A 17358-nucleotide genomic window follows, 5' to 3' on the forward strand; every position below is an offset into this window, starting at 1 on the left:
AAGGTAATACAAGTGCAAACCAGTAAATGGATCTTATACAACGCCGCCGCTCCCGTCAAAGAGCGGCGGCGTTTTTTTGGCATCATCCTCCAATAAAACGCCGCCAGCTGAAGGTCAGCTGGCGGCGTTTTTTATACCGGATAGTTAGAAACTCAGTGTTACTGGTTTGCCGTTGTAGGCAATCGTTTTAGTAATGCCTTGCGGCAATAAGAGCACGTTGAATGTACGAGGCTTTATCTCATTCACAGCCCCTTTCGGCGCCTGCGGCGTCAGTGTCAGCTTTTTCGCTTTGTCCTGCCAGGCTATATGGATCCAACTGCCCTTTCCTTTGGTGTACTCTTGTGAAATGCCATCATCCTCATACAAAGTAAAGTCACCATCGGCTCCTGTATACACCCGTAAGGTAGTGGGCTCCTTGACCGGTTCATCGGCATACTGGCGAACAGGGTCGAAGGGAATGATACCACCCGCACGTACATAAATCGGCATGGTAGCCAGGTCGACCGCACGGGTTACCGTTTGACCTCCCGACTGTTGCTCCCCACTCCACCAATCGTACCAATCTCCTTTGGGCAGGTATACCTTCCGGGTGGTGGCCCCTTTTTCAAATACCGGAGCAATCAGCAGATCGCGCCCCCACAGGTATTCGCTGCCCGTATTAACTGCGCGCGGGTCATCGGGATAATGCAGCCACAGGGCACGCATGAGTGGCATACCGGTATGACGCGCCTCCCAGGCCAGTGTATACGTATAGGGTAGTAGCTGGTAATGCAGCTCTGTGTACTTTTTCGTAATGGGCTCGATCGCCGGATTGCTCATCTCCGACTGTTTGATGTTGCGCGGATCATCGGGATTAACCGGTGTATTGCGGTTGTTGTTTTCGCGTGGTCCCATGTCACTCAGCCCATATCCCCAGGGCAAGGCGGTAAACCAGGTTCTTCCATGCGCACGGAAGGAACCGCAGAAAGCACCAAACTGAAACCAGCGGGCAAAGAGCTCACCCGTCTTCTCGGCATTGGGATAAAAGCCACCGATATCGGAGCCCCAATAGGGGCCAATACTGAGGGAATAATTAAGCCCTACTGCGATCTGGCCTTCCAGTGTTTTCCAGGATGATTCTGTATCACCACTCCATACCCAGCCACCCCATTGAGCGATACCGGGGTATCCGTTGCGTTGCAGGCTCCAGGGTCTTTTATTGGGCTGGGTTGACAAATGTCCCTGGTAATACAATTGGTGGCGCTTGATGCGCTCATGCAGGTTGAACCAGTCACCTTCATCAGGCCAGAAGGCATCGACGCCTTTATTGACCAATCCCACATGTTGTGCCCAGTATTGTTCTATATGAGAAGCATCCATGGGTTCACCAGGTCGTGCAGGAATAGTGCCCTGCAGCGTAGGCAGTTTGTCACGGTCCCAGGGTACCATGTGCATCACCACTTTCACGTGGCGTTGGTGCATGTCGGACAATACCGCCTGCGGATCACGCTTGAAAACCTCCGGGTTAAAGTCGAACGAAGGCTGCATCGTGTTCCAACCTTTGGGGGTAAAGCCGGTACCCAGATAGATCACCGCATCAACCGGTATCTTCTTGGCACGGAAGCTGTCGATCACACCCATCATCTCTTTGTCGGTATCCAGCGTACGATGCGATTGCATATAACCAAGCGCCCAACGCGGTGGCATAGCTGCCTGGCCGGTCAGTACGGATAGATCTTTCATGAACGCAGCAGGATCATGTGCATCGAATACCACCACATCATACAATCCGGGTACGATCTCTTTGATCGGCGGTTTGCCTTTGCCCTGACTGAGGCCCTGGTTCTTTTCTGTTTGCGGACCTTCGGCACCAGCAGGTGCTTGCCAGGGGATGAAATACCCTTTATCGCGTTGCTGCAGGTCTACCTGTACCCAAGGGGTTACCACAAACAATCCCCAACCTTTGGTACCTGCCAGCAAGGCAACCGGATTGCGGGACCCATAGGCATCGCTTTGCCAGCGGGGTTCCATCTGGTGCATCCTGCCCCGGCGGTCATACTCAATAGGCAGTGAACGCCAATTGACACCCCGTTCGGGTTTCGGTCCGCCCTCTCCCATACCCAGTATGGGTTGATCGTCGATCTCGAACGCCAGCTTGCCATCGTCCCCGAAAGTCAACTGTTGGATCAGTTGCCCTTGGGCGCTTTTAACGACAACTGTCAATGGAGCATGTACCTCTACCTGTAAGTTGCCGATCCTCTTACGGACAGGCCCTTTAACCTCCCGCAAGCTGATGGCAGCAGTTGGATAATTCCGTTCGGCCAACGCCGGTGATACCGGAAAGTTGGCAGTATAGCTCAGGGGCTTTAGCGTAACGCGAATACTATGTGCACCAGCTGCACGAATATCAAGTTGTGCAGGCTGGCCGCCTGCCCTGATGGTTTGCGCATAACTGGTGATTGGACCGGCGACAGATAGTATTACCACCAGCACCATGCGTGAATAAGTTAGTAGGATCATGACAAGTGAAAGTTCTGTTGATGAGGGGACTTATTATCAGTAATAAGACGATTTCCCTCCTGGGCCTCCTACGGCGCCAGCGCAATACTTTTAGCCCTATATTGACCATTTATTTACCATTCCAGTTTCAGCAACACCACGCCCTGTCGTTCGAGCCGTAGCGGAATGGATGCCTGTCCGTCGACAACAGGTATCGATTGGCTGCCTGTTTGTGCCAGTTGTCCGGCCTTTTCCAGTTGCGCCACTTGTTCGGCAGAAGGCTGCTGCGGAGAGCCCATGGCCTTCCATACCTCATACGAGTTGCTGTTGGATCGATCAACCGTATACTGTGTTAATTGGACGTTCTTTCCTTTGATGCCTTTCACGATAGCGGCTACGCTTTCGGCCTGACCAGGTAGGTCATCGTCGTGGTAGTTCCAGATCATGACCGTAGCCGTCTTCTTGTCGGTAGCAGCCAGAGCTCCGATGTCGGTCGTTGCCTTGCGCACGCCCGAATCACGAATGGTCAGCAAAGGATACATCCGGTCGCTGGCTACCGCTACCCGCTTGCCTTTCATCATACCAAACATGCGAAAGATATTGAGTACCGGTTTATCGACACCGTTGGTGGCGAGGTCACGGAAGCCGTAGAACCAGGGCTGGTTTTCAAATTCGAATGACCAGGATACCGCGCCGAGGAAGTTCACCTTAAACAGATCGGCCAGGGCGTATTTGCGGGCAAAGGAAGCTGCCGTGTAAGAAGAGTACATCGTACCATTGCGGTAAGCATTCTCCGGGTTGGTCGCCATACCACAGGCGGCACAACCTTCGGGGTCCGACTCGCCAATCACGATCGGCAGGTCTTTCAATGCCGGGGTACCTGCTACGATCTCAAAGCCCTTGCTGATATCTTTCAGTTGGTTGGAAATACCCATGCGTACATGTCCATCCACCACCCGGGGTGAGCCCTTGGCGTGGAAGGCAATGAAATCGATGGGCGTACCTTTTTTTCCGGTGACATGATTGGTGCCATTGGTAACATGGTCGAGGAAGCTGCGCAGGAATTTCTCCGACACATTCCAGGCTGGCCCGGTAACATGCGGTCCACCCACGCGGGCCGTTGGCAAGGCACGCTTCACCGCAGCAGCCGTATAATCGTACAATTTGCAATACTCTTCTACCGTGCTTTGCCAGTAGCCTTTGCCATTGGGTTCATTCCACAATTCCCAATACCAGCTGTCTACTTCTTTGGCGCCATAACGCTGCACGCTGTGCTTTACCCACTCATACACCAGGTTACCCCATTTCACATAATCTTTGGGAGGATGTGCCCAACCGGTAAACACCTCCTGGTAGGGCTGCCCTGGCTTCCAGTAATGACGATAAGGTTGTGGTTTTACTGACAGTGCTTCCGGCATAAAACCAATTTGCGCCATGGGTTTCATACCCCGTTGTACGTAGGTATCGAAGATGCTGTCGATGATACGCCAGTTGTACACCGGGTTGCCCTGCGCATCTTCGGTATACGCGTTGGTAGAGCCCCATTTGAGGGCCGCCGTACCATCGCCCGATGTGAGCAGGTTGTGGGCGCGCACATAGACGGGCACCGGACTCAGCGCTGCCAGTTCACTCAGCAGCTTTTTGCCGTCCTTCATATACGTGTAATTGGGTTCGTCGTAGCCAAACCAGGCCCATACGGGTTTCATATCAGCAATGGGTTGGTCGAGCGAAACCTGGATATGTACAGGAGTAGATTGAGCAGTGGCTGGGGTCGTCAGCCAATGAGCAGCCGCGACGCAGGCAACGAAGGCAAGGTATTTCATCGTTCGTTAGTTTAAAGCTGATCTCGCATTAACCACCTCTTATCCAACATTAACATGGGCTGGTTTCGACAGAGGAATGGTGGTAACTTACGGTTTCAATTGTCAATTTAACAATTAAGCAGCACTCTGGCAACGGGAAAATGAGGAAAGGCAATCCCGACATACGTCGGGACAACGAGGAATACAGCCAGGCAACAACTCTGTAGACTGAACATTGAAATACAACGAAGACAAAACCAGGGGCCGGCCGACACGCCGGCCTTTTTCATGATCCTCCACGACCCGTTCCTTCGCTTACCGTTTTTCATGATCCTTTAATACCAGCCGCTTCAACAGCACCCGTTCCATTGCACGCTTCGGCCTATCTTTGCGGCCTATGAAAGCATTCTTATTCGACCTGAACGGCACGATGATCGACGACATGGATTATCACATCAAAGCCTGGCATACGATCCTGAACAATCTTGGTGCGAATATTTCGATGGAGCGCGCCAAAGCCGAGTGTTATGGCAAGAACCATGAATTGCTTGAACGGATCTTCCCCGGCCGTTTTACGGATGCCGAGAAGGACAGCATGAGCTACCAAAAGGAAGAACAGTACCAGCAGGCATTTCGTCCCCGGCTGCAACTGATCGCCGGATTGGGCGAATTCCTGGAAAAGGCTTATCACCAAAAGATACCCATGGCCATCGGCTCTGCCGCCATCACGTTCAATATCGACTTCGTACTGGATGGATTGCACATCCGTCACTACTTCAATAGCATCGTCAGTGCCGACAACGTCACGAGCAGCAAACCCAACCCCGAGACCTACCTGAAAAATGCCGCAGAATTGAATGTTGCACCGGCCAATTGTATCGTGTTTGAAGATGCCCCCAAAGGCGTGGAAGCTGCTAAGAATGCTGGTATGCAGGCCGTGGTCATCACCAGCATGCATACAAAAGAGGAGTTTGCTGCCTATGACAACATCATTGGCTTTATCAAAGACTATACAGAACCCTGGCTGAGCAAACAACTGCTTGGATAAGCAGCGCAAGCGCGCAGTACAATAACAAACGGGGCATTCCTTACCAGGACATGCCCCGTTTGCTATTTGCGCCCTGATAACTGCAGTCCCCCAATAACAACAGCAGGCTTACCGGGCCTGCTGTTGTTCAAATTATTGGAACGCGTTACGCGCGCTATCGTTTACCAGAACCGCACGTAGAGTGCCGACAGGATGAGCAAGGTGGCTACAATGAGTACCAGGGTAGCCGGCTTGATCTTGAACATCGAACCGTCGATCTCGAATGCCTTGGGGTTTACCTTCGGACCAGCCAGGCTGATACCGATCATGGTGAGTACTGTGAAGAAGAAGGACCATCCCATGTTGATGAGGAACGGAATCTCCGTGATCACTTCTACACCATTCTTACCCATCTTCTCATACGTGAAGGCGGTATACAACAGGGTTTCTTTACCGAAGATATCTACTGCATAGCTGTTGAAGAAGATCGCCAGTACGAAACCAAGGATCACACCCACCAGTGCAGCGGTACCTGTCGTACGCTTCCAGAACATACCGAGGATGAACATTGCGAATACACCGGGGCTGATAAAGCCTGTGTACTTCTGGATAAAGGTGAAACCACCTTCACCACCGATACCCAGGGTATCTTTCCAGGTAAAGATCAGCGAGATGATGATAGCGGCTACTACCGTCACACGGCCGATCCACACCATCCTGGTTTCATCCAGGTTCTTGCTGATGTATTTCTTGTGAATATCGAGCGTATAAATAGTCGAGATACTGTTGAGCTTACCCGCCAGCGAAGCGATGATCGCTGCCGTGAGGGCCGCAATCGACAGACCTTTCAGACCATTGGGCAGGAAGCCGAGGATCGCCGAGTAAGCGCCGTCCTTGTTTTCCAAACCAGGCAGGTGACCATTCTTATACAATACCCAGGCGGCGATACCAGGCAACATCACGATTACGGGCATCATCAGCTTCAGGAAGCCGGCAAACAGGATACCAGTACGCGCAGTAGTGAGGTCAGCACCCAACGCACGTTGTGTGATATATTGGTTACAACCCCAGTAGTTCAGGTTCACGATCCACTGACCAGCGAAGTACATCGCGATACCAGGCAACACCACGTATTTCTGCACCTGCAGGTTCATCGGGTCATTGATCGTCGTTGTCGTTTGGGTCGGTTTATCGAGGATCATTTTGAAGTGCTCGGGCGAATCGGCCATCAGGGCTTTGAAACCGTCGAGGGCACCATGTCCTACACCCATCTTTTCTGCCACTACGGTGAGGGCGAGGTAAGTAGTCGCCAGACCACCCACGATCAGCACAGCTACCTGGATAACGTCGGTATAACCAATTACCTTCATACCACCCAGGGTAATGATCAGGGCACAAATGGCCAACGCGATCATGATCGCATGCAGGTAACCGCCACCCAACAAACCATTGATGGCTACGGCACCCAGGTATAAGATAGAGGTGAGGTTCACAAATACATACAGGAACAACCAAAACACCGCCATGATCAACGCCACGGTATCATTGTACCGCCGTGTCAGGAACTGCGGCATGGTATAGATCTTGTTCTTGAGATAAATGGGAATGAACCAGATGGCGATGATGATCAGCGCCAGCGCTGCGATCCACTCATAGGCTGCCACTGCAGTACCCACGAAGAAACCTTCACCACTCATACCAATGAACTGCTCGGCAGAAATGTTCGAGGCGATCAGAGAGGCACCAATAGCCCACCAGGTGAGCGATCCTTCGGCGAGGAAGAAGTCTTTGGTGTCCATCGCCGCCTTTTTCTTCCGGCGATAGATCCAGTAGCCATAAGAGCCTACCAGGATGAAGTAAAAGACAATAATGAGATAATCGTAATACGCCAGTTGGTTATTCATACGCAGTAACCGATTAGAGGTTGGTTAGAAAAGTTGGTTATGTAATGTTGTTGAAATGCTTGGACGTGACAGATAATAACAACTGTTAGTATGACCAATACTGACCGGAGATATTTTCATATGCAAAGCACTTTTCAAACGTGAAAAATAGGTATTATTTTTTTAATTATCATGCTTAAATGGTCAATGATTGGTCATGTTGTATCATTTTAATCGACGAATCGTATCATTCATCCCGACAGGATAACATAACAAAGGCATCTTACCGGAAAGTAAGATGCCTTTGAGGGAGCGATTATGTATTAAAATGCGTTAACATAACAGGACCACCCTATCTGTAATACACTTCATTCCAGCGCAGCTCGTTCTTGAACTGGTAGAGGTTGGTGTCTTTGTTGATCAACACGAATTCCACATCCGCCAGCTCGGCAAAGTCTTGCAGGTATTCGGACGTAAGGTTCTGACTGTAACCGGTATGGTGGGCGCCGCCAGCCAGTATCCAGGCTGCCAGGGCGGTCTTCATATCCGGTAATGGCTTCCACAATACGCGGGCTACCGGCAGGTTGGGCAGGTCATGCTCGGGCTTTACCGCCTCTACTTCGTTGACCAGCATCCGGAAACGGTTGCCCATATCGACGATCGACGCGTTGAGCGCTGCACCGGCCCCTACATTGAACACCAGGCGAACCGGATCGGCCTTGCCGCCAATACCCAGCGGATGAATTTCACAGGAGGCCTTACCATCGGCGATCGACTCGCAGATCTCCAGCATGTGCGAACCCAGTACGGCCGGGTTGGCCGGATCAAAATGGTAGGTATAATCTTCCATGAAGGAGTTACCGCCCGGCAGGCCGGCAGCCATTACTTTCATGGCCCGTACCAGGGCCGATGTTTTCCAGTCACCTTCACCGGCAAAGCCATAGCCACTGCCCATCAAACGCTGGGAAGCGATACCGGGCAATTGCTTCATGCCATGCAGGTCTTCGAAGGTATCGGAGAAACCTTTGTAGTTACCGGCTTCGAGGAACTGGCGCATGCCCAATTCGATGCGGGCTGCATCGCGCAGGGATTCGAAGCTGGCGCCGCCTTTTTTCAAAGCGTCGGCTACCTTATATAAGTCATTGTATTCCTGGATCAGTTTGTCGACCGAAGCATCGCTTATTTCGTTGATCACGGCTACGAGATCACCGATACCATGGGTATTGACAGCGAATCCGAATTTGTATTCAGCTTCAACCTTGTCGCCATCGGTAACGGCTACATAACGCATGTTGTCACCGAAACGTACGAAACGGGCACCCTGCCAATCGGCCCAGGCAGCTGCTACACGGGCCCATACGTTTATGCGCTCATGTACTTCTTCATCCTGCCAGTGACCTACTACCACTTTGCGGTTCTTACGCAGGCGGCTGACGATGAAACCAAACTCACGGTCACCATGCGCGCTCTGGTTGAGGTTCATGAAGTCCATGTCGATCTCGTTCCAGGGAATGTCGCGATTGAACTGGGTATGCAGGTGCAGTAAGGGCTTGTTCAATATCTTCAGGCCATTGATCCACATTTTGGCCGGAGAGAAGGTGTGCATCCAGGCAATGATACCAATACAATTGTTGTCGTGATTGGCTTCCTGGCATATTTTATAGATCTCTTCAGGAGATTTTACCGTGTCTTTCCATTGTACAGTGACAGGAATCTTGGAGGAGGCATTCAGGGCTTTGGCAATCGTTTGGGCATTGGCGGCGACCTGCTTCAACGTCTCGGGTCCATACAGATGCTGGCTACCTGTTACAAACCAAACTTCCAATTTCTTGAGGTTGATCATCTATCGTGTTTTTTGAGTGTGCTTTATTGTTATTACATGGATATCCGGAAAGGCTCAGGCCTGGCCATAATAAGAATCGGGGCCGTGCTTGCGCTCGAAATGCTTTCTGATCAATGCCTCTTTGAGGCGGGGCGCCTGCGGATTGATCTGCTCGGTCAGCAGGGCCATCTGGGCAACATTCTCCAGTACCGCACTGTTGTATACCGCTTTGGCGGCGGTTTTACCCCAGGTAAAGGGCGCATGGTTACCCACCAGTACCATCTCCAGCTCTTCATACGAAAAACCTTTTTGCTGAAAGCAGTTGATGATCTGGAATCCGGTCTCGTGCTCGTAGTCACCTTTGATCATGGCATCGTCCATGGGTGGCGCGCAGGGAATATCGACCGTATTGTGGTCGGCATGGGTAGTGCCGAAAATCGGAATATCCCGTTGCGATTGTGCCCAGGCGGTAGCATAGGTGCTGTGCGTGTGCACAATGCCGCCGATCTTTTCCCAATGCTTGTACAACACGGCGTGGGTCTTGGTATCGGAAGAAGGACGCATGGTCCCTTCTACGGTTTTGGCATCGAAATCGACGATCACCATATTATCGGGTGACAGGTCTTTATAAGGAACACCGCTGGGCTTGATGGCGAATACACCGGCTGCTCTGTCGACGGCACTTACGTTGCCGAAGGTGAACAGCACCAGGCCCAGGGCAGGCAATTGCATATTGGCTTCGTATGCTTCCTCACGAATATGTTGGTAACGACTCATGGATTGACTGGTTGGAGGCGGATCAAATTTGTTCTTCGATAAAATCACCCAGTGTTTGGTACTGGCGGAAACGTTTGGCGTACAGACCCACTTTTTGTTGGTCGGGCGTGTATTCAGCGTCGAATCCCTGTCCCATCGCGGCCATCGCTTCTTCTACCTTGGGATAGATGCCCGCAGCAGTAGCGGCAAACATGGCAGCACCGGCCGCACAGGTCTGTTCGGAGCGGTGAATACGGATAGGCATGTTCATCACATCCGCCATCATCTGCATGATGAAGGGTGATTTGCGGGCTACGCCGCCCATACCGATCAGGCCTTTTACCGTAACGCCTTCGCTGTTGAAGCGGTCGACGATGTTCTTGGCGCCAAAGCAGGTAGCTTCTACCACGGCACGAAATACTCGGGGTGCATCGCTGCCGAGGCCCAGGTTGCTGATCGCCCCTTTCAGGAGCTGGTTGGCATCGGGCGTACGGCGGCCATTGAACCAATCTACCGCCAGTTCGCTTTTCTCGTCGAAAGGCAGTTGGGCCGCCTGCTGGCTCAAGGCAGGGATGATCTTGCCCAGGGATTCCTCGACCAGTTTCGAAGCTGTTTCCTTATCGATCAGGGAAGATTGAGACAGGGTATGTTGTAAAGGCCAGGCCAGCAGGTTGCGGAACCAGGCATAGGCGTCGCCAAAGGCAGACTGACCGGCTTCCAGGCCGATCATGCCGGGGATGATGGACCCATCCACCTGGCCACAGATGCCTTTTACCAGTTTACCTTCCATATCGGCTTTAGGCGCTACCAGCATGTCGCAGGTAGAGGTACCCATGACCTTACTCAGGTAGTAGGGTTCGATCTGACCGCCTACGGCCCCCATATGACAGTCGAAAGCGCCTACACCGATCACCACGTCTTTGGGCAGCCCCAGCCTTTCGGACCAGGAACCGGTGATGGTGCCTGCCGCCTGGGCAGAAGTATAGGTATCTTTAAATAAACGGGTTGTAAACCCTTTCAGCAAGGGATCGAGGGAAGTAAAGAACTCATCGGGGGGCAATCCGCCGAATTCGGCAGCCCAGAGCGATTTGTGGCCGGCCGAACAAACACCGCGGCGAATATCGCGGGCATGTTGTCCACCGGTCAGCACGAAAGGAATCCAGTCGCAATGCTCTACCCAGGAGTAGGTAGCTTTGCGCACCTGCTCGTCTACCCGGAGGATATGCAGCAATTTGGCCCAGAACCACTCGGAAGAATAGATACCACCCACATACTGCAGGTAGTTCACATCGAAACGCTCGGCATGGGCATTGATTTCAGCCGCTTCCTTTACCGAGGTATGGTCTTTCCACAGCACGAACATGGCGTTGGGATTCTGCTCAAAACCCGGCAGGAAAGCCAGGGGCGTACCGGTCTCATCGACCGCAATCGGGGTTGAACCGGTCGTATCGACGGATATAGCCTTGATGTTGGCGGCTACAGCCGGTCCGGCCTGCTGCAAACAAGTTTTGATGCTTTGCTCCAGGCCTTCCAGGTAATCCAGCGGGTGCTGGCGAAACTGGTTAAGTGCAGCATTGCAATAAAGACCATCTTTCCAGCGGGGATAGTTGAAAACGGCAGCAGCGATCTCTTTTCCATTGGAGCTGTCAACTATAATGGAGCGTACAGAATCTGTTCCGTAATCGACTCCTATAACATATTGATCCTTTTTCATTCGGCAATTCGTGTCAAGGTAACACTTAATTATTTAGGTGCAAAAGAATTAACAAAAATCGACTTTTCCAAACTGGCCTTTGCCGGCCGCAGGAGCTGCCCGAACTGGTGCCCGGGACTTTATCGGGAACCGTCCGCTGTAGGATCGAGTAAATGCCTGATTGGACGAATCATTTGCCGGAAGGTAGCGCTTTCAATCGACCATCTGCCTGGTCGCCCTAACCTCCAGCCCTCGCAAATCTAACAAAGTAAACTAATTAGCGAAGTTCAAAATGTGATTGAAGCTATACGGAAAGTGACCAGTTTAGCTCCTCCACCACGACCTCCTAACGGATGGCAGGCAGCAAGATTAAAAAAAATAAATGTATTTATGACAGTTATTGAAAAAATAATTCATAAATTGAAACTGACTTGCAACTGCTGTATGAAAAGAACCTCCTTTTTGCTCGGGCTGATTACCAGGCCAGCTCTCCACCTCCACTATCGCCTGTTCCGGCAGGTTCCTTCATTACCGCAATCTGGTTCCATTTTCTACTGTTTCAGCTATTCTACACAAGACAAGACAACGGGACATGACCTGACCCTGCGCACCTTCGTCATGCCCCCTCCTACCCCCGGCAACTCCCATTTCCTCACCAAAACGCCTGCCTATACGGAATAACACCCACCATCATACCCGACAAAGCCAATGATGCCACGCATCTGTACGCGCATGCCGTTTCAATACTGCCCCCGTGAAGGCAGTCAGGCTACCGCATTGGTATCACCTATGCAACCTATCATGCACCCATAAAAAAACCATTGCTTTATGAGAGTTAAACAAGTACGATTGCGGGAGCGGGGCGCCATGCTTTCCCTCCTGGTTTTATTACTGCTCAGCTTCCAGGTAACCTGCTTTGCGTGGGACCCGGTGAAAGGCGTTATCCTCGATAAGAACGGACAGCCGATCCCCTCGGCCACCATTACCGTCAAAGGCAAAAAGATCAGTACCACCTCCGACCAGCTGGGCAATTTCAGCATCGAAGCGGCCGCCGGTGAGGTATTGGAAATCTCCAACATCGGCTTCAAAACACAAGAATATACCATCCAGGCCAACCAGGCCATCCGCATCATTCTGGCGCAAAACTCCAACTCGCTCGAAGATGTCGTGGTGGTCGGCTATGGCTCCCAAAAGAAAAGAGTACTGACCGGCGCCGTGAGTGAGATCAAATCGGAAGAGATCATGCGTACCCCCGCCGTGGCAGCCACTTCTGCCCTCGTGGGCAAAGTGCCAGGGGTCACTTTCCGGGCCACCGATGCCCGCCCGGGTAACGGTACCAGCATCCAGATCCGCAACCTCGGCAACCCCTTGTACATCATCGATGGCGTTCCCTATAGCACCAGCGACGGCACCTCCGCCTTCGGGTACAATACCGGCGTATCGGGTACCAATATCTTCAACCAGATCGGCATGGAAGACATCGAAAGCATCTCCATCCTGAAAGACGGTGCCGCGGCCATCTATGGATTACGCGCAGCCAACGGCGTGGTACTGGTAACCACCAAAAAAGGTAAGAAGAACGAAAACACCAGCATCAATATTCACGGCTATTATGGCCTGCAAAACTTTACCCGGTTTCCACGTCCGGGCAACGCCGGCCAGTATGTGCGTGGCTTACTCGAAGCCGAACAGAATGCTTATGGTAACCCTTCCAGCCTCTATTCGCCCGAAGAACTGGCCAAATGGGAAAAAGGCACCGACAAGGGATATAAAAGCTATGACTACTACGATATCGTCACCCGGCCCAATGTACCCCAGTATTACCTGAACGCCAGCGCCTCCGGCGGGTCGGCCAAATCGAACTACTATTTTTCGATGAGCCACGTGAACCAGGATGCTATCATCCGTGATTTCAATTTTCAGCGTACCAACGTGCAGGCCAGCCTGAATGCCAGCCTGGCCAAAGGACTGCAGGTGGGCACCCAGATCCGTGGCCGCTATGAAAGCCGCCACAATGTGGGTGTACCGGGCCTCGATGACTACTTCAACCCCCTGCTCAGTATCAGCAGTATGTGGCCCATCGAACCACCCTACGCCAACGACAACCCCAACTACATCAACCAGGGCCACAGCGTAAACGTGAACCCTGCCACCTATAAGAACAATGTAACGGGCTATATCGATAACGTGAACCGCGCCATTGACCTCAACCTGTCGGCCCAGTATGATTTTAAATTCGGACTGCAGGCAAAAGTGTTGTTGTCGTATGGTTACAACAACGAAGATTTTGATGGCTTCGAGTTTACTTACAATGCCTACACCTACAACGCCGCCACCGACACCTATGAACAAAAAAGCGGTAACCAGAACCCCTGGCGCGAACGGCACAAACGCAATATCGCCCAACGATTTGCCCAGGGCCAGCTGAACTACAACAAGCAGTTTGGCGACCACAGCGTCAACCTGCTGGCTGCCTACGAACGGTCGGACCTGGAAAACGAATACCTGGCTCTTCACTCCATTCCGCCGAATAACTATATCCCCATCATGTTCTTCGCCAACCAGGATTACCTGGGCGATGAATGGAGTACGGAAGCACGTGCCGGCTACACCGGTAAGGTCAGTTACAACTACCAGCAGAAATACATTGTGGACGCCTTCCTGCGTTACGAAGGGTCTTACCTGTATGCCAAGGATAAACGCTGGGGCCTGTTCCCGGGCGTATCACTCGGTTGGCGCCTGACGGAAGAAAAATTCCTGAAAGACAAAATATCCTGGCTCGATGAACTGAAACTCCGCTTCTCCTATGGAGAAACAGGTAGTGAGGTCGGCATCACCGCCTTTGGCTACCTCGGCGGTTACAACTTCTCGCAGGGATCTGCCGTGCTGGATGGCAATTACGTGATCGGTTTGCGCCCAAGAGGCCTGCCCGTGACCACCCTGTCGTGGGTCAACAACCAGACCACCAATATCGGTGTCGATTTCCAGTTCCTGCAAGGAGCCATTACCGGTAATTTCGAAGTGTTCCAGCGTAAACGCACCGGCCTGCCTGCAGGACGGTACGACGTACTGCTGCCGAGCGAAGTAGGCTACACACTGCCCAACGAAAACCTGACTTCCGAGGCCAACCGTGGCGTGGAAGGAATGATCACCTACAGCAGTAAAACAGGCGACTTCGATTACAGCATCGGCATCAACGGAACCCTGGCCCGCCGCCGCGACCTGCATTTCTACAAACCCCGCTTCGGCAACTCGTGGAATGAATACCGCAACTCGTTCGAAGACCGCTGGGGTAATATCAACTGGGGATACCAGGTAGTAGGCCGCTTCCAGAACCACGCAGAGATCGACAACTATACCGTCAACAACGATGGCCAGGGCAACCGCTCTATGCTGCCCGGCGACCTCATCTTCAAAGACGTGAACAACGACGGCATCATCAATGCCATGGACGAGCGCCCCATCGGATATGCCGAAGGCCAGCAGCCCTACATGAGCTTTGGTATCAACGGCCGTTTATCGTACAAAGGATTCAGTCTCGCTTTTGGTTTTGCCGGTTCCACCCTGCAAAGCTATATCCGCGACTGGGAACTGCGTAACCCCTTCCAGAACAATGGTAACTCGCCGGAGTACATGCTCACCGACCGCTGGCACCGTGTAGATCCCTACAACCCTTACAGCGAATGGGTAGGTGGTACTTATCCTGCCTTGCGCAAAGATTACGGCCACGTCAACTTTGCACGCCGCAACGATTACTGGATCACCAACGTGAAATACATCCGTCTGCGCGACCTGGAGCTGGGCTATACCATACCTGCCAAACTGACCAAGCGCTATGGCGTATCCAACCTGCGCTTTTATGTCAATGGCAGCAACCTGTTCTCGTTCGACAATACCGCCGAGTTTGAGATCGACCCCGAGATCAGTTCGCCCAATGGCCTGGTCTACCCCCAACAGAAGTTGATCAATTTTGGCTTTAACGTAACCTTCAACTAATCAGCTATGAAACCGATATATCAAAGTATCCTGCTCTTAGCCCTGCTGACCACCCTGGCAGGTTGCCGCAAAGAATGGCTCGAGCGTACACCACAAACCATCATTCTCGAAGACCAGGTGTGGAATGACCCCAAGATGATCCTCGGTCTGCTCGCCAACTACTACGATCGCCTGCCCACCGATCTGGGGCTAGATGGCAACTGGCGCAATATGGCCGATTACGATGATGCCATGTGGAGTGGCTATACCGGCGAAGATGGTCGCAACAACATCACCTCTTACGCGTATGGCCGCTGGGCCTACTGGGATTACACCCTGATCCGCGATATCAACCTCGCCCTGGAGAGTATCGATAAATACAGTGTCAAGCTGACGGATGGTGAAAAGAAACAGTTTGCGGGTGAGCTGCGCTTTATCCGCGCCTTCATCTATTTCGAGCTGGTCAAAAGAATGGGTGGCGTACCCATCGTGACCAAACAGCTAATCTATGATTTCAGTGGCGATCCCAGTTCCCTGCAACAGCCCCGGGCGAAAGAGTTTGAAGTATATGACTTCGTAGCTGCCGAGCTCGATGCCATCAAAAACGACCTGGGCAACCCCAACAGCAACACGCGCGCCAACAAATACATCGCCATGGCCCTCAAGAGCCGTGCCCTGTTGTATGCCGCCACCATTGCCAAATACAACAATCAGATGGGCACCCCCATCACGCTGCCCGGCGGCGAAGTAGGCATCCCGGCCGAGAAAGCCAATGACTATTTTACCAAATCCCTCGAAGCAGCCAAAGAGGTCATCACCAGTAGCCCTTATGCACTGTACAAAGGCAACCCATCCAGCCTGGGCGAAAATTTCTATGAGGCAGTCGTCAAAAAGACCGCCAACAAAGAAGCCATCTTTGTCCGAGACTTCCTCTCTGCCAAAAGCAAGAGGCACGGTTTCTCCTACGACAATATTCCGCTGGGTATCCGTGAAGACAACCTGTCTTCTTCCTGCGTCACCCCGTCACTCAACCTCGTAGAAGAATTTGAGTACCTCGATGGTACACCAGGCGCCTTGAAAACACGCAATGCTGGCAATACCGACTACATCTATTACAACAGTCTTGACGAGATCTTTGCCAACAAAGATGCCCGCTTGTATGGTACCGTCATTTACCCCGGCACCAGTTTCAAAGGACGCCCCCTGCAGATACAGGCTGGTGTGATGCGCTGGGACGGCAGTAATTACCAGACCGTAGAAGGCAGCGGGGTGGGCACCAACTATTCGCCCCCCGATTACCCTGCCGGCGATGGCAAATTACTGGTAGGCAGTTCTGGTCCCCACCGCTCCATCCAGGAAGTAACCAACAGTGGTTTTTACCTGCGCAAATACCTCGATGCCGGTGCCGGCACCAGTACCCGGGGTATCCTCAGCGATGTGTGGTGGGTATGGATGCGGATGGGTGAGGTGTACCTCAATGCAGCCGAAGCGGCGTTTGAGCTGAACCAAAAAGTAGATGCCGCCACCTGGATCAGCGCCCTGCGGGAGCGTGCAGGTTTTGGCGCCAACTCGGTCACGGCCGGAACCATCACCCTCGAAAAGATCCGCCATGAACGCCGGGTAGAGCTGGCTTTCGAAGACCACCGCGTATGGGACCTCAAGCGCTGGCGCACGGCCCATATCGTCTGGAACGGCCAAAGCAATAACCCCGATGCGACGGTATATGCCCTATATCCTTACCGCATCATACGCCCCGGCGATGCTGCCCGCGATGGCAAATACGTATTTGTGAAGATGGTAGCTCCTCGTTTCCGCGCACCGCGTTTCTTCCAGCTGGGTAATTACTATTCGGCCATCGACCAGGGCATCCTCAACAACAATCCGAAAATTGTAAGAAATCCATTCCATTAACAAACGACGAT

Annotated in this window: 10 protein-coding genes; 4 read left to right on the forward strand and 6 right to left on the reverse strand. The window is 52.4% G+C overall.

Features of this window, described 5'->3' with window-relative positions:
* Positions 1-144 precede the first annotated feature (144 nt).
* Entirely contained in the window at positions 145-2499 is a 2355-nt protein-coding gene (locus P2W70_RS24610; RefSeq protein ID WP_276484200.1) for a glycoside hydrolase family 31 protein, read from the reverse strand.
* Positions 2500-2612: 113 nt separating this feature from the next.
* Positions 2613-4301 (reverse strand): GH39 family glycosyl hydrolase, encoded by a 1689-nt coding sequence (locus P2W70_RS24615; RefSeq protein ID WP_276484201.1) that lies wholly within the window; start codon positions 4299-4301, stop codon positions 2613-2615.
* Between the two features lie 376 nt (positions 4302-4677).
* Here P2W70_RS24615 and P2W70_RS24620 point away from each other — a divergent pair, with 376 nt between their 5' ends.
* Entirely contained in the window at positions 4678-5328 is a 651-nt protein-coding gene (locus P2W70_RS24620) for an HAD family hydrolase (protein WP_276484202.1), read from the forward strand.
* 161 nt (positions 5329-5489) lie between these two features.
* On the opposite strand, the gene P2W70_RS24625 is transcribed toward P2W70_RS24620, so the two are convergent.
* The 4 genes from P2W70_RS24625 to P2W70_RS24640 all read right to left on the reverse strand — a co-directional run bounded on the left by P2W70_RS24625 (position 5490) and on the right by P2W70_RS24640 (position 11482).
* On the reverse strand, positions 5490-7211 hold the full coding sequence (locus P2W70_RS24625) for a sodium:solute symporter family transporter (protein ID WP_276484203.1): 1722 nt from the start codon (positions 7209-7211) through the stop codon (positions 5490-5492).
* Positions 7212-7542: 331 nt separating this feature from the next.
* Positions 7543-9033 carry an L-arabinose isomerase gene (gene araA, locus P2W70_RS24630; RefSeq protein WP_276484204.1) on the reverse strand — a complete coding sequence of 497 codons (1491 nt, stop codon included), beginning with the start codon at positions 9031-9033 and terminating at the stop codon, positions 7543-7545.
* Positions 9034-9087: 54 nt separating this feature from the next.
* Positions 9088-9789, reverse strand: a complete 702-nt coding sequence (locus P2W70_RS24635; protein WP_276484205.1) for an L-ribulose-5-phosphate 4-epimerase — start codon at positions 9787-9789, stop codon at positions 9088-9090.
* 22 nt (positions 9790-9811) lie between these two features.
* The gene (locus P2W70_RS24640; RefSeq protein ID WP_276484206.1) at positions 9812-11482 is read right to left on the reverse strand and encodes a ribulokinase; all 1671 of its coding nucleotides are present in this window, start codon (positions 11480-11482) and stop codon (positions 9812-9814) included.
* 423 nt (positions 11483-11905) lie between these two features.
* Here P2W70_RS24640 and P2W70_RS24645 point away from each other — a divergent pair, with 423 nt between their 5' ends.
* From P2W70_RS24645 to P2W70_RS24655, 3 genes are all read left to right on the forward strand, one after another.
* The gene (locus tag P2W70_RS24645) at positions 11906-12142 is read left to right on the forward strand and encodes a hypothetical protein (protein ID WP_276484207.1); all 237 of its coding nucleotides are present in this window, start codon (positions 11906-11908) and stop codon (positions 12140-12142) included.
* 147 nt (positions 12143-12289) lie between these two features.
* Positions 12290-15457, forward strand: coding sequence for a SusC/RagA family TonB-linked outer membrane protein (locus P2W70_RS24650; RefSeq protein WP_276484208.1), 3168 nt, complete (start codon positions 12290-12292; stop codon positions 15455-15457).
* A gap of 6 nt (positions 15458-15463) precedes the next feature.
* Entirely contained in the window at positions 15464-17347 is a 1884-nt protein-coding gene (locus P2W70_RS24655; RefSeq protein WP_276484209.1) for a RagB/SusD family nutrient uptake outer membrane protein, read from the forward strand.
* Positions 17348-17358: the final 11 nt, after the last annotated feature.

It is taken from the genome of Paraflavitalea pollutisoli, assembly GCF_029360705.1.
Taxonomy (GTDB): Bacteria; Bacteroidota; Bacteroidia; order Chitinophagales; family Chitinophagaceae; genus Paraflavitalea; species Paraflavitalea pollutisoli.